Source organism: Hymenobacter sp. H14-R3 (assembly GCF_030063445.1).
In the GTDB taxonomy this organism is placed as follows: domain Bacteria; phylum Bacteroidota; class Bacteroidia; order Cytophagales; family Hymenobacteraceae; genus Hymenobacter.
The window spans coordinates 119,345-137,830 of the sequence record NZ_JASITD010000002.1; the positions used below are offsets into that span (position 1 = coordinate 119,345).

General features: G+C 60.1%; 17 protein-coding genes and 1 tRNA gene. 13 read left to right on the top strand and 5 right to left on the bottom strand.

Annotated elements, in window-relative coordinates; genetic code table 11:
* The first annotated feature begins 184 nt into the window (after nucleotides 1-184).
* From QMK33_RS02525 to QMK33_RS02535, 3 genes are all read left to right on the top strand, one after another.
* Nucleotides 185-844 (top strand): hypothetical protein, encoded by a 660-nt coding sequence (locus QMK33_RS02525; RefSeq protein ID WP_283562975.1) that lies wholly within the window; start codon nucleotides 185-187, stop codon nucleotides 842-844.
* A 95-nt stretch (nucleotides 845-939) separates the two neighbouring features.
* The gene (locus QMK33_RS02530; protein ID WP_283562976.1) at nucleotides 940-1,515 is read left to right on the top strand and encodes a hypothetical protein; all 576 of its coding nucleotides are present in this window, start codon (nucleotides 940-942) and stop codon (nucleotides 1,513-1,515) included.
* A 75-nt stretch (nucleotides 1,516-1,590) separates the two neighbouring features.
* A complete protein-coding gene (locus tag QMK33_RS02535; RefSeq protein ID WP_283562977.1) occupies nucleotides 1,591-3,969 on the top strand; it encodes a GAF domain-containing protein in 2,379 nt (792 codons plus the stop codon).
* Here QMK33_RS02535 and QMK33_RS02540 read toward each other — a convergent pair.
* Entirely contained in the window at nucleotides 3,962-4,687 is a 726-nt protein-coding gene (locus QMK33_RS02540; protein ID WP_283562978.1) for a phosphatase PAP2 family protein, read from the bottom strand. The genes QMK33_RS02535 and QMK33_RS02540 overlap by 8 nt on opposite strands.
* A 149-nt stretch (nucleotides 4,688-4,836) precedes the next feature.
* Nucleotides 4,837-4,918, bottom strand: a tRNA-Leu gene (locus tag QMK33_RS02545).
* Nucleotides 4,919-5,158: 240 nt separating this feature from the next.
* Between QMK33_RS02545 and QMK33_RS02550 the strand changes: the two genes are divergently transcribed.
* The 3 genes from QMK33_RS02550 to QMK33_RS02560 all read left to right on the top strand — a co-directional run bounded on the left by QMK33_RS02550 (nucleotide 5,159) and on the right by QMK33_RS02560 (nucleotide 8,794).
* Complete coding sequence (locus tag QMK33_RS02550; protein ID WP_283562979.1) at nucleotides 5,159-5,845, top strand: class I SAM-dependent methyltransferase; 687 nt, start codon at nucleotides 5,159-5,161, stop codon at nucleotides 5,843-5,845.
* 202 nt (nucleotides 5,846-6,047) lie between these two features.
* Nucleotides 6,048-7,931, top strand: a complete 1,884-nt coding sequence (locus QMK33_RS02555; protein ID WP_283562980.1) for a M61 family metallopeptidase — start codon at nucleotides 6,048-6,050, stop codon at nucleotides 7,929-7,931.
* Nucleotides 7,932-8,113: 182 nt separating this feature from the next.
* A complete protein-coding gene (locus QMK33_RS02560) occupies nucleotides 8,114-8,794 on the top strand; it encodes a hypothetical protein (protein ID WP_283562981.1) in 681 nt (226 codons plus the stop codon).
* Between the two features lie 214 nt (nucleotides 8,795-9,008).
* Here QMK33_RS02560 and QMK33_RS02565 read toward each other — a convergent pair whose 3' ends face one another.
* Nucleotides 9,009-9,737, bottom strand: coding sequence for a Bax inhibitor-1/YccA family protein (locus QMK33_RS02565; protein ID WP_283562982.1), 729 nt, complete (start codon nucleotides 9,735-9,737; stop codon nucleotides 9,009-9,011).
* A gap of 120 nt (nucleotides 9,738-9,857) precedes the next feature.
* Between QMK33_RS02565 and QMK33_RS02570 the strand changes: the two genes are divergently transcribed.
* The 6 genes from QMK33_RS02570 to QMK33_RS02595 all read left to right on the top strand — a co-directional run bounded on the left by QMK33_RS02570 (nucleotide 9,858) and on the right by QMK33_RS02595 (nucleotide 15,752).
* Entirely contained in the window at nucleotides 9,858-10,871 is a 1,014-nt protein-coding gene (locus QMK33_RS02570; protein WP_283562983.1) for an MBL fold metallo-hydrolase, read from the top strand.
* 154 nt (nucleotides 10,872-11,025) lie between these two features.
* A complete protein-coding gene (locus tag QMK33_RS02575) occupies nucleotides 11,026-12,528 on the top strand; it encodes a sodium:solute symporter (RefSeq protein ID WP_283562984.1) in 1,503 nt (500 codons plus the stop codon).
* Between the two features lie 59 nt (nucleotides 12,529-12,587).
* Nucleotides 12,588-13,097 (top strand): energy transducer TonB, encoded by a 510-nt coding sequence (locus QMK33_RS02580; RefSeq protein ID WP_283562985.1) that lies wholly within the window; start codon nucleotides 12,588-12,590, stop codon nucleotides 13,095-13,097.
* A 370-nt stretch (nucleotides 13,098-13,467) separates the two neighbouring features.
* Nucleotides 13,468-15,318, top strand: coding sequence for an ABC transporter ATP-binding protein (locus QMK33_RS02585; protein ID WP_283562986.1), 1,851 nt, complete (start codon nucleotides 13,468-13,470; stop codon nucleotides 15,316-15,318).
* Nucleotides 15,319-15,320: 2 nt separating this feature from the next.
* Nucleotides 15,321-15,539, top strand: coding sequence for a hypothetical protein (locus QMK33_RS02590; protein WP_283562987.1), 219 nt, complete (start codon nucleotides 15,321-15,323; stop codon nucleotides 15,537-15,539).
* Nucleotides 15,540-15,566: 27 nt separating this feature from the next.
* The gene (locus QMK33_RS02595; protein ID WP_283563201.1) at nucleotides 15,567-15,752 is read left to right on the top strand and encodes a DUF2281 domain-containing protein; all 186 of its coding nucleotides are present in this window, start codon (nucleotides 15,567-15,569) and stop codon (nucleotides 15,750-15,752) included.
* 311 nt (nucleotides 15,753-16,063) lie between these two features.
* On the opposite strand, the gene QMK33_RS02600 is transcribed toward QMK33_RS02595, so the two are convergent.
* Nucleotides 16,064-16,711 carry a zinc ribbon domain-containing protein gene (locus QMK33_RS02600; RefSeq protein WP_283562988.1) on the bottom strand — a complete coding sequence of 216 codons (648 nt, stop codon included), beginning with the start codon at nucleotides 16,709-16,711 and terminating at the stop codon, nucleotides 16,064-16,066.
* 80 nt (nucleotides 16,712-16,791) lie between these two features.
* On the bottom strand, nucleotides 16,792-17,271 hold the full coding sequence (locus tag QMK33_RS02605) for a hypothetical protein (protein WP_283562989.1): 480 nt from the start codon (nucleotides 17,269-17,271) through the stop codon (nucleotides 16,792-16,794).
* Nucleotides 17,272-17,466: 195 nt separating this feature from the next.
* Between QMK33_RS02605 and QMK33_RS02610 the strand changes: the two genes are divergently transcribed.
* Nucleotides 17,467-18,459: a hypothetical protein gene (locus QMK33_RS02610; RefSeq protein WP_283562990.1), complete on the top strand. Its 993-nt coding sequence runs from the start codon at nucleotides 17,467-17,469 to the stop codon at nucleotides 18,457-18,459.
* Nucleotides 18,460-18,486 lie beyond the last annotated feature (27 nt).

The window sequence follows — 18,486 nt, forward strand, 5'->3', positions numbered from 1 at the left end:
ATGAATAAGCAAACAAAACGTTACTAGGACGTTTTACCTGGGAGAAGGCGGGTAGTGAGTGGCAGTAATTGCGTTCAGCTCTTTAACTTAGCCCCATGTTTGCCTGGTTCTTTTCTTTATCCCGTTAGCAGCTAATCTGTTCTTTACATAATTCAACATTACCCCGTAGTACTACTTTCCTTATATGAAATTCTATTCTCCTGCGAGCCGCGTTCTTTGGCTGACCACCTTTGCACTGGGCAGCCTCGGGGCTTGCAAGTCGGTGAAAGGCACCTTCTCCTCTACCCCCACGGCTACTATCAGTAAGCGCCTGCCCCCGCTGGAAATCACCGCCGACCCCGGCCCGCTGGCCATGAACGATGGGGCCCTGCCCGAAGACCCGCTGCGCATGTTTAAGGCCGAGCTACAACGCAATGTGCTGGAGCCCACCGATACCGCCACCTACGGCTACGCCCGCCTGGTGGTAACCAAGGTAAAAACCACCCGCACCGGCCGCAGCCTGCAAGCCGCCCAGGTTATTACCTTCTTGATACCCAGCATCTTCGGCGCGCCGCTTGAGTGGTATAAGACTGATATTCAGGCCGAAGTGCAGATGATGAATGCCAACGGCGAGCTGCTGGGCACCTACACCGGCAAGGGCACCTCCAACGTGAAAGTGGCCATGTACAGCGGCTACTCGCAAACCGAGGCCCCGCGCCTGGCCGACGTCATTGCCCTGCGCGAGGCCCTGGGCCAGATTCGGCCCCAGCTCGACACCGCCGCCACCCGCCTGCGCCCCCTCATGATGGCCGGCGGCCAGGTAAACAACCCCACGCTGCCCGGCGGCGGCACTTCCAAGCAATAGTTTTTTGGGCGGCGCGGCCGCCGCATCTTTGTTGCCCGGCCCCGGCGCCGTGCCCGGTGGGCACTGCCGAGGCCGGGTCTTTCGTTATACCGGCCATGAAAACCCTCGTTCGCTGCCTCGTCCTTTTTCCCCTGCTGGCCCTGGCCGCCTGTTGCGCCAATACCCAGTGTAACCGCGACGACCTGCAAGCCGATTCGCTCTACCTAACGCTCAAAAGCGCCCCCGTCGGCGACAAAACCATCTTTACCGAGACTGAGCTGGATACGGTGTACCTGCAGCGCTACAGCATCGCTGACTCCACGGTAATAACCGACCCGCAGCTCCTGATACGGGGCCAGCAACGCGATGCCTCCATTATTGCCAAGCTCAAAGACGCCGGGCTAGATGCTAATACCCTTGTTATCAGTAATATCACGCCGTTTGCGCCCAGCACTACGGGCGGTAAGCTGAGCGACTATAATTACCTGCTCACCGTGCACGACGGAGCCAAGGGCTCGATGCTGTATAAGTTTCGGATAACCGACATTGTGTTGAAGGGTAATTATGAGGCCGACGGCTGCTGCACCTATTACCACAACACGAAGAAAACTTTCAATGTCAATAAGGTATTCGAGCCCGCTACCGAAACTGATGGTAAGCCCATCGCCGTGACGCTGGCCAAACCTGGTTAAAGCCTTTGGCGAGCTTCATAACGTACTTATTGCGCGTAGTTTGCCCGCGCCTGTTTTCTGCTACTCCGCTGCTTTATGCCTGCTTCCCTACTTGCCCCTGCGCCACCCGAAGCCCCGGCCGCGCCCCTGCCGGAGCCGGTAGCCGAGGCGCCCGCAGTTTTTTCTTTCGTTACGCACCTCAGCCTGGAGCCGCTCATCGAGTACTGGCAGGCGCGAGCCACTGATACCAACCTCGGCGTGGCCCGCCTGGCCCGCACCGTGCTGGAGCAAGTAGCCGATAACCTGGCCTGCCGGGGCGAGCTACCCGGCATTACGGCCCTCGACGAGTGCCCCGATGTGGTGGCCACGCTCATGCTAGCCGTGTTTCCGCCCGCTACTATGGCCACGGCCATCAGCGGGGCGGTGGCCCCGTTTCAGCGCCAAAGCTTCTACCACACGTCGCGCTTTGCCGAGATACTGCTGGGCCGCGACCGCACCATCAAGCAGCCCCTCAACGTGGACCTGGCCATGCTGGAGGTGCACATGGCGCGCATGGCTTACCTGCTCATTCTGGTGCGCGAGTACGGGGCGGAAGCGCCCGGCCCGGACAACTTTATTTTTACCGTACCAGACTATAAGGTAGGTCTTTACCGGCACTACGGCGTGAGCTTTGATGCGGCATTTGTGCGGGTGCGGGTGGTGGGCGACAAGCCCGTGCTCACCCCCGAGCAGGTGCAACACCTGCTGCACAACCGCCACCGCCTCGACCTGTGGCGCAGCCTGCTGCCGGCCGAACTGTTTGTGCTCGAAGGATTCCATCTGCTTCAGCTAGTGGATGTGACAAGCCAGGAAATATTGTCGGAGCTGAAGTATGACCTGCTGGAGCGCGACGTGCTGCAAGCCTCCGACCGCCTGGAGCAGATTCAGGAAAAGCTGCGGGTGCTTTTTGCCCGGCCGGCCCTGCAAGTAGGCATTGCCGCGTATGACGAGCGCAAAAAGGCCTTTGTGGATTTTGGGCGCAAAATCAACCACAGCTTTCTCACCAAGCATCTGCTTGGCCAGCAGTTAGAGGAAGAGTTTCGGCAGCTCTACGAGCGCCTGCTCACCGAGCGCCGCCCGCTGGTGCTCGAAGACGTGGCCACCGAGGAAGGCATTCCGGAGGGCCTGCGCCAGCAAATGCTGCGCATGGGCATTCACTCGGCTATTTTGGCGCTGCTACCCTACGGCCCCGATACGGTGGGCCTGCTAGAGCTGGGCTCGCCCGATGCCAATAGCCTCGATGAGTTTGACCTAGAGCTGGTTAACCAGTTTTTGCCACTGTTTGCGGTGGCCGTGAAGCGCAACGCCGAAGACCTGGAAACCCGCATCCAGGCCGTTGTTAAAGAGCGCTTTACCGCCATTCACCCCACCATGGAGTGGCGCTTTAATGACGCGGCGCGCCGCCTGCTGGCCCGCCAGGAAGACGGCAACCGCCAGGCCGAAATGGAGGCCATCGTGTTTGAGGAAGTGTACCCGCTGCACGGCTCCTGCGATATTCGGGGCAGCAGCGTGGCCCGCAACGAGGCCGTGCAGGGCGACCTCATTGAGCACCTCACGCTGGCCAACCGGGTGCTCAAAAAGGCGTCCGACTTTCAGCAGCTACCGATATTAGATGAGCTTAAGTTTTACGTTACCAAGAACTTGCGCCGCCTGCGCCAAGGCATTATCAGCGGCGACGAGGTGAGCATCTACGACTCGCTGCGCACCGAGGTAGAGCCGCTGTTTGAGTACCTGGCCCAAAACAACGTGGAGCTGCGGCCCACCATCGCCGCCTACTGGCAGCAGATAGACCCCCGCCTGGGTATTCTGTACCACCGCCGCCGCGACTTTGAGCAGAGCGTAACGCGCCTTAACGACGCCATCAGCGACTACCTCGACGAGGAGGAGGACAAGGCCCAGCTCATGTTTCCGCACTACTTCCAGCGCTTCAAAACCGATGGCGTGGAATATAACATTTACGTGGGTGGCAGCTTGGTGCAGGACAAGCCCTTCGACCTGGTTTTTCTTAAAAACCTGCGTCTCTGGCAATTACTAGTGATGGTGGAAATCACGCGCCGCACCCACGCCCTCAAGGCCGAGCTGCCCGTGCCCCTCGACACCACCCAGCTCATCCTCATTCACTCGCAGTCGCTGAGCATCCGCTTCCGGCAAGACGAGCGCCAGTTCGACGTCGATGGCGCGTATAACATTCGGTATGAGATAATTAAGAAGCGCATCGACAAGGCTACCGTACTGGGCACCGGCGAGCGCCTCACCCAGCCCGGCCAGCTGGCCCTGGTGTACGCCCAGCCCCGCGACGCCACCGAATACCTCGAATACATCGATTACCTGCAAGACCGCAACCTGCTAATGCCCGAGGTGGAAGAGCTGGAGCTGGAAGAATTGCAGGGCGTGAAAGGCTTGCTGGCGCTGCGCGTAACGGTGAAAATTAATTAAAATTACCAATCGCCTCCTCGGCCGCCCCCTTCTCTTTCCAAAACAGCTGGATACCGGTGCGCAGCAGCACCAGCCATGCCGCTCCACCGCAGAAGCCCGCCACCACATCGGTGGGGTAATGCACGTGAAAATACACCCGCGTGAGGCCAATGAGCAGGGCAAAGCCTACCAACGCCGCAGCCACGCCCCAACGCGCGCGGTACTGCACCACCAGCCAGGCCAGGCAGCCGTAGTAAGCCACGCCCATCATGGCGTGGCCGCTCGGAAAGCTCAGGCCGTACTGGTAAAAGAGGGCCGTGCTGGGCCGGTCGCGGTGAAACCAGAGCTTTAGCAGCGCGTTGAGCAATATGCCCCCGGCCATCGACAGGAGCAGCTCTATGGCGTAGCGCCCGTAGCCGCTTCGGTACAGTAGCAACGGCACCAGGATGCTGGCGGGCACAAAAAACTTAACTGAGCCAAAGAACGTGATAGTCTGCATCACCCCGTACGTCCAGGGCTGGGCGGCACGCAGGCGGTCCATTTGGGCAAAGCCCCAGTCATCGAACACCTCCGAGTGCTCGCGAAATATTACCCGCGTGAGGTAGAAAAACAGCCCAAACGTCAGCACGAAAACCACCGCGCCAATCAGTACTTCGGCCGTGAGCAGGCCCGCCACGCCCGCCGTACGCGAGGCCGGCGTAGAGGCCGGCGAATCGGGTGGAACAAGGGGAACAGGCATGGCGGGCAACTAACAGAGAACTTCCTTGAACGGGTTTTTTTCAGGATTGGCTGCCCCGCTGGTACTCCGCAGCCCGCTATGGGCGCTGGCCACGGCCCAATAAAAAAGCCAGCCCGTTGCGGGGCTGGCTTTTTTACTCAGGATAATCGTGCGCTCGGGGAGACTCGAACTCCCACACCTTGCGGAACTGCCGCCTGAAGACAGCGCGTCTACCAATTTCGCCACAAGCGCAAACGAGTCTCAAAAATCGGGCCGCCCGGTCGGCGGTTGCTTTTGATGCTGCAAAGATAGGGGCTTCTTTCGGCTTTATGCAAGCATAACCTTGCATTTTTAGGTAGGCAGTGAGCGGCCCGGAAGCCGGAAAATTGTCTTTCAGCTACTTGCGTGCCCATTTATTTTTCGGAGCGAATACTTTACCCAGCCTTTTGCCGCGGTTGCCCGCAACTTGCCGGCTCATTCACCACGTTTTTAATGGCTGCTTCTGCCCACCCCACTCCTACCGGCCAGCCGGCCGCCGACTTTGGGCCAGCGGCCAGCTTCTACGACGCACTGGCGGGGCTGGCGTTTGGGGGAGCACTGCGGCGGGCGCAGCGCGCCACGCTGGCGGCGGGGCTACCACCCGGCCCGGCCCCGCGCGTGCTGGTGCTGGGCGGCGGCGCGGGCTGGGTGCTCACCGAAATCTGGCGGCAGCGGCCCCAGGCCCAGGTACTGTACCTCGAAACCTCGGCGGCCATGCTGGCACGCACCCGCGCCCGGCTACTGCGGCACCCCGCCCCGCCCGGCGCGGCCGTGGAACTGCGCCAGGGCAGCGAAGCTGCCCTGCGGCCCGGCGAGCAGTTTGATGTTATCGTGACGTTTTTCGTGCTAGACTGCTTTGAGGCGGCGGCGCTGCCGGGGGCGCTGGCGCGCCTGCAAGCCGCCCGGCAGCCGGGCGCGCCGTGGCTAGTAACTGACTTCCGGCCAGCGCAACGCGGCTGGCGGCACTGGCTGCTGGCGGCCATGTACGTCTTCTTTGGCCTAGCGGTGGGCCTGCGGGTGCGGCAGATGCCACCCTGGCCGGCCGAGCTAGCCAAACTGGGCCTGGTAGCTGGCTGGGAGCACCGATTTTTTGGCGGCGCAATGGCGGGGCTGGTCCTGCACAATGCTCGCCCAGCCTAGCGCAATCACCAAATCAGGGTAGTTGCCTCAGTCCGCCGGCGCAGCCGGCCGACCGGTGCAACTAGCCTGACTCTGGGAACCGTAGCGAGAAATAGTTGGCCTGCAACCCCGCTTTTAGCGCCGGTTTGCGCTTTACTTTGCATCGCCTATAGGTGCGTCGCACCCTTTAAAGATACAATTTAGCATTATTCAACTCCTTTTTATGAAAAAACTTCTTACCAGCGGGTCGTTATCGGGTTTAGGGCTGGTATTGCTCCCTAGCCTAGCCCTGGCGCAGGGGGCCGGCGCGGGGCCGGCCGTGCGCTACGCAGTTACTTTTCCGAATGCCGTGCACCACGAAGCACGCATTGCAGCTACGTTTGCGGGCCTGCCAGCGGGCCAGAAGCTGGTGGTGCGCATGGCGCGCTCGTCGCCGGGCCGCTACGCGCTGCACGATTTTGTGAAGAACGTGTACTATACTGTGGCCACCGATGGCGCGGGCAAGCTGCTACCCATTACCCGGCCCGACCCCTATTCGTGGGAGGTGACGCCGGGGGCCGACGGCACGGTACAGTTCAATTATACGCTTTACGGCGACCGCACCGATGGCACGTTTGCGGGCATCGACCAGCAGCACGCGCACCTCAACATGCCGGCCACGTTTTGCTACGCGCAGGGCCTCGAAAACCGGGCGGCCGAAGTGAAGTTTGAGCTACCCGCCAACTGGAAGGCCGCCACTCAGCTGCGCGCCAGCGGCACGGACAAAGCCACGTTTACCGCGCCCAACCTTCAGTACTTTATGGATAGCCCGGTGGTGCTGGGCGCACCGCAGTTTTTGCACGCCTGGCAGGATGGCGGCCGCAACTTCGAGATGGCGACCTACTACAACGGCACCGCCACTGAGGTTGATGCCTTCGTGAAAAAGACCCAGAAAGTAGTGCGCGAGGCCGCCGGCGTGTTCAACGGCGAACTGCCGCAGTTCGATTTTGGCAAGTACACCTTTTTGGGCGATTACCTACCCCAAGCGAGCGGCGACGGCATGGAGCACCGCAACTCGACCTCGCTCACCTCGCCGCTGCCCCTGCGCGAGGAAGGTGCCCTGCGCAACCTGGGCACCGTGTCGCACGAGTTTTTCCACGCCTACAACACGGAGCGCATTCGCGCCCAGGGCTTGGAGCCTTTTGATTTTCAGCGCGTTAATATGAGCGATGCGCTCTGGTTTGGCGAAGGTTTTACGCAGTACTACGGCGAGCTGGTGCTGCGCCGGGCGGGTTTTTACGACGACGAGCAGTTCTTCGAAAAGATAAGCTCCTGGGTGAATGCCCGCCTCAACTCGCCGGGCGCGCGCTTTACCTCGCCCGTGGAGATGAGCCGCCAGGCCGCCTTCACCGACGCGGCCGTGTCGATAGACCCCACCAACCGCAACAATACCTACCTATCGTACTACGTGCAGGGCGCGGGCCTGGCCTTGGTACTCGATTTGCAGCTGCGCCAGCGCTACCGCACTTCGCTCGACAAGTACATGCAAGCCATGTGGCAGGAGTTTGGCAAAGACCAGACGCCCGGCCTGGCCCCCGCCAAAACCTACACCGTGGCCGACTTGCAGCGCGTGCTGGGCACCGTAGCCAAGGATACGGCCTTTGCCGGCTCGTTTTTCCGGCGCTATATCTACGGCCACGAGGCCCCGCGCTTCGGCGAAAACCTAGCCACGATGGGCCTGGCCGTGGTGCCCGTGAAGGCGCTGGCCGCCGCCCTGCCCCGCCAGGTAGAGTTTGACGAGGAAGGCCGCTGCATTCTGGTGCGCAACACCACCATCGGCTCGGGTCTCTACAAGGCCGGCATCGACCGGGGCGACCAGATTGTGACCCTCGACGGCGTAAAAGTCGATAACATGGAAACCCTCGAAGGCATCATGCGCAAGCACACGCCCGCCGACCTCGTGCCCGTGCGCGTGCGCAACCGCGCCGGCCAGGAGCGCGCCGTGCAGGTAGTGCTCACCGAGGATACCAACGTGCAGGTGCAGGGCATGGAAAGCGTGGACAAAATGACCGCCACCCCCGCCCAAAAGGAGCAGCGCGCCGCCTGGCTGGCCAGCGCCGCCAAGTAAGCCTTTTTACCCTTTGATAAAAGCCCCTTGCTTTCGGCGTGCCGAAGGCAGGGGGCTTTTTGGTGCCGATTGGGGGAGGCGCTGGCGCATTCTGGCAGCAGTAGTGTAATGCCGCGGCAGGTTTGGCGATACACCGGGCGGCTGCCGGCCCACTTGCTTTTCCGCCCGCGCGCTACTTGCTCATGGAAATTTTTGATAATCTGGCCAAGGCGGCTAAGGGCTTTTTTGTAGAGCCGGGAAACGAAACCCTTGTTAATAAGCTTGTTACCAATCCTGCCCGGGCCAACACGGGCCCAGCGTTCGCCGCACCCGAGGCCACCGGGCTACCCGTTACTGGCCAGGCCGAACAGCGCCACCTCGACCACGTTGCCGGGCTGCTGGCCGGCGATGGCAAGGACTTTCCGGCCTACCTGAAAGTGGTGAAGAGCCTGGCGGCGGCGGGCCTGAACGGCCCCATGCTCTACCAGACCTCCTTCAATGCCTTCTCAGCCGTGAACGGGGCCACCGTACCGGGCCTGCTGACCTCCGCCGGCCAGTTTGAGGCAGCCCTGGCCGCCGACCGCGACCACGTGCTGGCGCGCCACCGCGAGAAGCTGGGCGAGGCCGTGGGCCCCGGCGCGCCCGGCCCCCTGGTGCAGCTGGCCGAGCAGGAACGCCAGCTGGCTGCCGACCTGGCCACCCTCAGCCAGCAATTGCAAGCCAAGCAACAGCAACTGGCCGATACCCAGCGGCAGCTAGCCGCCGAGCGCCAAAAAACTCAGGTTGCGCTGGCTAGCTACGAACTGGCGCAGTCCACGGCGCTGGCCGAGCTGCAAGCCCACCGCAAAGCGGCGGAAGGCTTTTTGATTAATAATAGCAAGTAACTGTTAGTCAAGTTTTTATAAAAAATAACGTCCTGCTGAATAAAGTGAAGCATTTCGCTCGCATTGTTGAATGAGGCGAGCGCGATGCTTCGCTGCATTCAGCAGGACGTTCTTGTTGCTGCTACTTACTGCTACGCAAAGCTGACGTTCTTTCGCGAAAAAGGCCACGCCCAAATTTTGGGCGCGGCCTTTTAACTAACTGATTACTTGCAGCCTAACGGCGACGACCGAAGAAGCGCAGCAGGAATAAGAACAGATTCACAAAGTCGAGGTACAGCGTGAGGGCACCCAGGATGGACGCCTTGTCGTGCACATCCTCGCCTTCGGTTACGCCCAGGAAGGCCAGCTGCTTGAGCTTCTGCGTATCGTAGGCGGCGAGGGCGGTGAAGAGGATGACGCCGATGAACGACACAAGCAGATTCAACGTCGAATTACCCCAGAACATGTTGACTACCATGGCGATAACCAGGCCGATTAGAGCCATGCTCAGCAGCTTGCCCCAGCCCGACAGGTCCGACTTGGTGAAGTAGCCGAAGGCGCTCATCACCCCAAACATAATGGCCGTGGTGAAGAAGGTGGAGGCGATGGAGCTGGCCGTGTAGGCCAAGAATATCACACTCAGCGTGAGGCCATTAAGTAGCGCGTAGCCGATGAAAGCAGCCTGCACCTGCGTGCGGCTCCACTGAAAGATGCGGGCCGATAGGAAGCCCACAATCACCAGCTCCAGGATGATGAGGCCGAAGAACACGAACTTGGTACCGAAGATAAAATCGGTGATGGCGGGCGTGCCGGCGGCAAACATGGCCACGCCCCCGGTGAGGGCCAGGCCGGCGGCCATCCAGCCGTAGACTTGGGCAAAGAAATTGGCCTGAATCCGGGCGGCATCCTCAGCGGAGAGCTGATGGGCAGTGGACCGGCCGGGCGAAAATTGGTTATCGCTCATGAAAAAAGGTAGTTAGGCAGATGAAAGGCGTTGTGCAGCTCAACTTACGAACTTTGGCCGACAACGACGGTACTATAACAACTTTGCGGCCGATTTGTGCCATTTGCTTTGCCTGCCTTTATGTCTGCTTCCATTCACTACCGCCGCAACGAGGCGCTGCGCACCATTCGCCCCGGCTACCTGGGCAACAAGCTCATCGGCGCCGAATACTGCAACGGCGACACGCTCTACGAGCCGCAGCTGAGCACCCTGCTGCGCTGGCAGCTCACGGCCAACCCCCAGAAGGAGGAAAAGAAGCGCGACACCTGGGCACCCCGCGTGGTGCCCTGCGCCGAAGCTTTTTTCTCGACCGATGACATGCTGGTGTGGCTGGGCCACTCGTGCTTTCTGCTGCGCATTGCGGGCGTGAGCTTACTGCTTGACCCCGTGCTGTTTAGCTCAGTAGCGCTGCGCCACCGCCACGCGCTGCCCTGCCAGCCCACCGATGTGCGCAATATCGACTACCTGCTGCTCTCGCACGGCCACCGCGACCACATGGACGAGCAGACTATCAAGCTCTTAGCCACACAAAACCCGCAGATGAAGGCTCTCTCGGCGCTGGGCACGGCCGCGCTGCTGCGCGGCATGGCCCCCACCCTGCCGGTGCAGGAGGCCGGTTGGTGGCAGCAGTTTGACCTGGGGCCGGCCGCGCCCTTCGAAATTTACTTCCTGCCGGCCGACCACTGGCACCGCCGCTGGGTATTTGACCTTAATAAAGTGCTGTGGGGCAGCTTTTTAATCAAGACGGAGGACCGGGTTATCTACTTCGCCGGCGACACGAGCTACGCCGACCACTTCGAGCAGATTGAACAGACGTTTGGGCCCATCGACATTGCGCTCATGCCCATCGGGGCCTACAAGCCGCCGTTTATGATGCACCAGAGCCACCAAAACCCCCACGAGGCCGCCAAGGCGGCCAACGTGCTGCGCGCCGGCCACGTGGTGCCCATGCACCACGGCACCTTCGACCTCAGCGATGAGCCCGCCTCCGAGCCCCTGCGCCTGCTTACGGAGGTGGCGGCCGGCGGCCTGCTGCGCGGCGAGCTGCACGCCCCCGCCGTGGGCGAAGTGCTCGACTGGACGAAGTGGGAATAGGTTTTTTTGGCTGTTAGCTGTTGGCTGCTAGCTGTTAGCTTTCTCAACCCTGGACCAGGCTAGCGGTTAAGCGCCAATAGCTTTTAGCTTTGTCGGCTTATTGGACTGGTATAAAAAGCTAACAGCTAGCAGCCAATAGCTAACAGCCAACAACATGTCGCCAACCCTTATTCTGAGTTTGATTGCCGGCTACTTCGCCGTGCTCATCATTATTGCGATACTCACCTCGCGCAAGGCCACGAGCGAAAGCTTTTTTATTGCCAACCGCAACGCGCCCTGGTACATGGTGGCCTTCGCCATGATTGGCACCTCGCTTTCGGGCGTCACATTCATCTCGGTGCCGGGCAATGTGTATGGCAAAAGCTGGAGCTACCTGGCTGTGGCCCTGGGCTTTGTGGCGGGCTACGTGGTGATTGGCACCGTGCTGCTGCCGCTCTATTATCGGCTGCAATTGGTGAGTATTTACTCATACCTGGAGCAGCGCTTTGGCTACTGGAGCTACAAAACGGGGGCGCTGTTTTTTCTGATTTCGCGCTCGCTGGGCTCGGCCCTGCGGCTGTACCTGGTGGCGGGCGTGTTGCAACTGGCGGTGTTCGATTCGATGGGCGTACCGTTCTCCATCACGGTGGTGGTCAGTATTTTATTCATCTACCTCTACACGTTTAAGGGTGGGCTCAAGACTATTCTCTGGACTGATACCTTCCAGACGATGGCCATGCTGAGCTGCGTGGGGTTGAGCATCTACTTCATGTCGGATGCGCTCAATTATTCCTTCAAGCAGCTCATTAGCACGGTGCACGACAGCCCCATGTCGCAGGTGTATTTCGCTGATTTTCGGGATGATAAGTTTTTCTGGAAGCAGTTTGCCTCCGGCATGTTTATCACCATCGTGATGACCGGCCTCGACCAGGATTTGATGCAAAAAAACCTGAGCTGCCGCAGCCTCGGCGAGGCCCAGAAAAACCTGTTCTGGTTCACGCCCGTCATCGTGAGCGTCAATATCTTGTTTCTCACGCTGGGCGTGCTGCTGTATAAATACGCCGCCGCACGGGGCCTCGACCTGGCCCACCTGCCGCAGCTGCTCAACGTGAAGGGTACCCTCGATACCGACAAGGTGTTCCCGTTTCTGGCCACCACGCAGTTTTCGCTGGCGGCGGGCATCATCTTTATTCTGGGCATTATCGCCGTTACCTACGCCTCCGCCGACTCGGCCATGACGGCCCTCACCACGTCGTTTTGCATTGATTTTCTGGATATTAAGCAGTATTCGGAGGCCAAGCAAACGCAGCTGCGCCAGCTCACGCACATGGGCTGGTCGATAGTGCTGATTGTGATTATCCTCATTTTCCGAGCCCTCAACGAGCAAAGCCTGATTGATGCCGTGTACAAGGCGGCCGGCTTCACCTATGGGCCGCTGCTGGGGTTGTTTGCGTTCGGTATTTTCACCACCCGGCGGCTGCACGAACGGCTGGTGCTACCCACCTGCGTGGCGGGCGTGGCCCTCACCTACCTCATCGTGTCGCACTCGGTGCAGTGGCTGGGCGGCTATAAGTTCGGCTTCGAGATTTTGCTGCTCAATGGCGCGCTCATCTACCTGGGGCTACTCTTGATTTCGCGGCCCGGCGACCGAACCGAAGCCGCCCCGCAATTGTCCTAACTTGGGGTGTGGGTAGCCGCTTTTGGCAGCACCCGTACTTTTCATTTCCTATTGATTCTATGCGTTTTAGCTTATTTCTGCTGGCCCTGGCCGCGCCCCTGGCTACCCTGGCCCAAACCAGGCCCGCCCCGGCGGCCAAGGCCCCCATCGTGCTCGCGCCCGGCAACATGAAGCTGCAAGCCGGCGGCGGGGCCGACAACCGCCCCGACCACGCGCCAGAGTTTCCGGGCGGCGAGGAGGCCATGGGCGAGTTCTTCACCCAAAATGTGAAGATTCCGGTGAAAGCCAAGCAGGCCCGCGTGACCGGCGACGTGCTCGTGACCGCCACCGTGGGCACCGACGGCAAGCTCACCAACCCCATCATTGCCAAGGGCTTAACGCCCGAGTGCAACGCCGAGGCCCTGCGCGTGGTGCAGGCCCTGCCGGCCTGGCAGCCCGCCACCCGGCGCGGCGTGCCGGTGCCCATAATGGTACAAGTACCCGTGCCGTTCGACAACGCGGGCGTGGTCAAGTTTGAGAACGACCGCAAGGTGCCGCGCTCGGCCAAGGACGCGCCGGGGCTGAACTAGGTTTTGGCGCTCGCCAGCCGGCCGGCGTGGGCCGGCCGACCGGTTTATTCTGGTAGGCGCTTGATTTTCAGTAGTAACGGGGCGGCCCGCGTTTTTTAATGATGACTGGGCGGGTGACCTTTTTACTAACAACTAGTCGGCCCGCATTTGTCAACGACAACCGGTCGGCCGGCTGATGCGAAACTCCCCTGGGTGTTGCGCTGGCTGGTAGCTCAGGTTGATTACTAAGTAAAAACGTTGTGCTCAGCGGCGTGGACGCCGGCGAAGCATGACGTTCTTTTGTAGAAGTTTAGCAAACAGTTCAAAGCAATTTTGACTTGTTTGCGTCTAGTATATAAGCCGGCCGGCCCCTCGCCGGCCCGATTGAATTATGGCAAGAAGTGGACTGAATACCAGCGGCAACGACGCAACCGCCGACCTACCCAAACCAAAAGTTAACAAAGAGTCGCTCAAGCGCAGCCTGCGGATTTTTCGCTACGTGCTGCCCTACCGGGGCAAGTTTGCGGTGGGCATGGTGCTGCTGGTGCTCAGCAGCCTCAGCACCATGTCATTTCCGTGGATAGGCGGCAAGCTGGTGGATGCGGCCACCGACAAGCCCTTCACGCTGCCCGGCGGTATGGTGCTGGATATCAACCACATTGCGTTGGGGCTGTTTCTGGTAACGATATTGCAGGGCGTGTTTTCGTTCGGGCGCATCTGGTTTTTTACGCAGGTGAGCGAGTTCACGGTGCGCGACATCCGGCAGGCGCTCTACGCTAAGTTCGTGCAGCTGCCCATTCCGTTTTTCGAGCAAAACCGCGTGGGGGCCATCACCTCGCGCATTACCAGCGACGTAGCCCAGATTCAGGACTCGTTTTCGCTGACGCTGGCCGAGCTGTTTCGGCAGATATTTACGCTGGTGGCGGGCCTGGCCTTCATCATGTTTGTGTCGTGGAAGCTGTCGGTATTTATGCTGGTCACGTTTCCGCCCATCGTGCTGGTAGCGGGCCTGTTCGGGCGCAAAATCCGCACCCTGGCCAAGACGGTGCAGCAGGAGCTGGCCCACACCAACACCATTGTGGAGGAAACCCTGCAAGCCATCAATTCGGTGAAGGCGTTCACCAATGAGCAGTTTGAAATTGGGCGCTACACCACCTCGCTGCGCAAGGTGGTGCAGGCGGCGCTGCAAAGCAACCTCTACCGCGGCGGCTTCGTGTCGTTCGTGATTATCGGCCTGTTTGGGGGTATTATTCTGGTGCTGTGGCGCGGCGCTACGCTGGTACACACGCCCATAACCGACCCCAACCACCTCAATATCGGCCAGTTAGTGTCGTTCCTGCTCTACACGGTGTACATCGGGGCCTCGGTGGCGGGGCTGGGTGAGCTCTACGGCAAGGTGCAGAGCACGCTGGGCGCGAGCGAGCGCATTCTGGAAATACTGGACGAAACGCCCGAGCCCACGCACCTGGAGCCAGCTATCGGCCTGGTGCCCAGCCAGATTAAGGGCGACATTCGCTACGAGCACGTGGCCTTCCGCTACCCCACCCGGCCCGACGTGGCCGTGCTGCAAGACATTGACTTCCACATTAAATCGGGCGAGAAAATCGCGCTCGTGGGCCCCAGCGGCGCGGGCAAAAGCACAATTGCCGGCTTGCTCATGCAGTTTTACCCGCTCAGCGGCGGCCGCATCGTGGTCGATGGTCACGACGTAAAGGACTACGACCTCACCAGCCTGCGCCGCCACATCGGCATCGTGCCCCAGGAAACGCTGCTTTTCGGCGGCACCATCCGCGAGAACATCGCCTACGGCAAGCCCGGCGCCACCGAGGCCGAAATCATTGAAGCCGCCCAGCGCGCCAATACCTGGCAGTTTATTTCGGCCTTCCCCGAGGGCCTCGATACGGTGGTGGGCGACCGCGGCATCAAGCTGTCGGGCGGGCAGCGCCAGCGCGTGGCCATCGCCCGCGCCATCCTGAAAAACCCCGCCATCCTCATTCTCGACGAAGCCACCTCCTCGCTCGATAGCGAGAGCGAAAAGCTGGTGCAGGGCGCCCTCGATGAGCTGATGCAGCACCGCACCAGCCTCATCATCGCCCACCGCCTTTCGACTATCCGCAAGGTGGACAAGATTTTAGTGATTGACGGTGGCCGCATTGTGGAAGCCGGCTCGCACGAGGAATTGAGCGACCGTGAGGGTGGGCTGTACGCCAATTTGCTGCGGTTGCAGTTTGAATTGGCGTAGCTATGCTTGACCCCGGTTATTATATTGGCCGCAAGGGTAAAATTACCAACGGAGAATATCTTGGCTGGACTATTGAAGTTGTAAATGACTCGGCGGGCGAAACCGGCGGTTATTTTATTCTGTACTTTAGTAAGGATGGCGGCGGTAACGACTGGCTAGAAAAGAAGAAAAACCTTATTCATTACTTTGCAGAAACTGACTGGGTTATTGAGTGGCAATGATATTTCTACAATTTAAAGCAAATTTAAATATCTAATACCCAGCTTTTAGAAGAAATTGATTCCCTCCCACCCAACCTCCAGGAGGAGGTGCAGGATTTTGTAACCTTTTTGAAAACGAAGGTGCAGAAGCAGCAACCGCCGCTGGCGAAACGGCAGTTTGGGGCTGGTAATGGGCTCATTATCATAACGAATGATTTTAATAGACAGGTATAGTATTTACAATAATATACTTAACGCGACTGCTCCTCGACACGCACGCTTTCCGTTGGTTTTACACAGGAAATAAATGACTGAGTAGTACGGCAGAATTTCTCATCAATAATTTGAGTAATGAGTGCTTTTTAAGCATCGCCCGGCGTATTTCCAGGTGAGGGCGGCAGCGGCCAGGGCGGGATACGGGATTTCCATACGCGCCGTGGCCCGGCGGGGGTGCTACGCGCCGGGCCACGGCCGCAAGCTACTCGGTAAGTGGCTTGCGGCCAACCAATTGCTGGCCCCGCCGGGCCCGGCCACGGGCGGCGGGCCTAGTTTTTGGTGCCGCACTCAGCACAAAATTTCTGCTCGGGCTTGAGGCTGGTGCCGCAGCCGGCGCAAAACCGCTCCTGGGTTTTGGCGGCGGGGTTGGCGATGCCGCAGCTGGGGCAAAACTTTTGGCCGGCCGCGAGCTTGGCCTGGCAGTTGGGGCACTGCACGAGGGTACCGCGGCCAAAAAAATCGAGGTCTTGGGTGTAGTCGGTGGCGCGGGTTTTGGTGCGAATCTGCTCGCGGGCGGCCTGCGACTGCTGGGCCCGCAGCTCCTCGTGCTCGTCGGGGGCGCAGGCTTCGCAAAGGCCGGCGCTGTGGTTCCAGCACACATCGGGGCACACCCAGTGGCCGCAGCGCGTGCACTGCTTGAAATTTTTCTTACCCTCAGCCACGGCCGTTTCCAGGGCCTCGTCGTGGGCCTTGCCACCCACAGCCTGCTGAATCTGGTAGGCCGCGTTCTGCATCCCACCCAAGCCGCCAAAAAAGTTGCCCGCCGCGCTCAGCAAGCTGCCGGCAATGCCAATCGCATTGGGCTGAAAACGAGACATATAGCCGTTGCGGCACTGGTCGCAATGAAACTTAAACTGAAAACCTTTGTCGGTGGACAGGTCGTCGTAATTAGCGACGAATTGAATCATGTTGCTCATGGCACGGGCGCGTAAGTTGGCGGCGTAAATGTAAGGCGCACAGCCGCTGGGCAACTGTATCGCGGCCCGGCCGGCTGGCATTACAGGCGGGCCTGCACCTTGGCCACCCACCCGGCATCGGTGGGACTGATTACCAGCATGTTGAAGCCGTAGCGCTCGGCTTCTATTCGCACGCCCTCCGAGTCGTCAATCAGCAAATCAATCCCAAACTGCGGCGGGTATTTAGTGCTGCGCACCCTCACCTCGCGGTTGTGCCGCGCCTGGTTCACTACTCCATGGAGGCGAATACCGTGCAGCCAAAATAGCCGCCGGATGTAGCCCGCGCTGCGGTACGAGGTGGTGTATACCCACAGTTCCCAGCCCTGAGCCCGGCAAAACTCACACAGCTCCACAGTGCCTGCCCGCAGCGATTCCTTGCCCAGCAGCCATGCCCAAAGCTTGCGTTTCGGCGCTTTCAGCGCAAAGTGGTATTCGCCCCAAATCAGGGTATTGTTCAGGTCGAAGGTGATGCGCATGAGGCGTTGGCGAATGGGGAAATGGTCAGGAAAATCCAGCTGCAATGGCCCTACCTAGGCACGCAAGCGCCTTGGGCAAATGTAGCTTCGGCCGCGGCTGGCGGGTAATTTCGGATGTTAATAGCTCATTATCAGTTATTTATTATTTTATTGCCTTGAACTAGGCTGGGCCGGCAGCTTTCTGGACCACCCGCCGTACAAGCCACTACTTTATTATTTATTCATCAAAATCAATTTTTTATGACTTCCTTTTTCCTGTCGGCTCGCACTGGGTCAGCTGCCTTACCGCGCGTGGTGGGCCTGGCGGCCTTAGCAGTGGGTTTGCTGGGCCTGTTGCCAGGCTGCTCTAAGCAAGACTACCCCATTGCGGTGCCCACCCCCGCCAAAATAACGGTGCCGCAGCGGGCACTCTCGCCCGAGGGCATTCAGTATGATGAAACCAATAAGCGCTTTATTGTGAGCTCGCGCACCCAGGGCCGCATCGGCACCGTGCGCGACGACAGCACCTACACCCAGCTCGCTGACGACCCCCGGCTGGTTTCGACCATCGGCCTGAACCTCGACGGTACCCGCCAGCGCCTGCTGGCCGCCGTGTCGGATATTGGCGTCAACACCGCCCGTTCCACGGCCACTACGCTGCGCAAGCTGGCGGCCCTCGCCATCTTTAATCCCAGCAGCGGCGCGCTGCTCAGCTACGTCGATTTGGGGGCGCTGCGGCCCACGCTGCCGCACATTGCCGTCGACACCCAGGGCAACGCCTACATCACCGACAGCCTCTCGCCCATCATCTACAAGGTGGATGCGCAGGGCGTGGCCACGGTTTTTCTGGAAAACCCGCAGCTGAGCGGCGGCACCGGTTTCGGGCTCAATGGCATCGTGTTTCACCCCGATGGCTACCTGCTGACGGCCAAGACCAGCGATGGCACGCTGTATAAAGTACCCCTCGCCAACCCCACCGGCTTCACCACCGTAACCACCACCCAGAGCCTGGTGGGCGCCGACGGCCTGCTGCTGCTCGACAACAACACCCTGCTAGTAGTAGCGGGCAGCCAAAACACCGTTTTCCGCATGGCCAGCACCAACGCCTGGGCTACTACCGCCCCCACCGGCAGCTTCGCCACGGGGGCCGTGAGCGCCACCACCATCGCCCGCCGCAATGGCACGGAGGCATTTGTACTGTACCCGTACACGGCCACCTCGCCGCGCTTTGCCATTACGAAGGCGGTTTTTTAAACGAGTTTCACGCAGGGTTTTGGGATG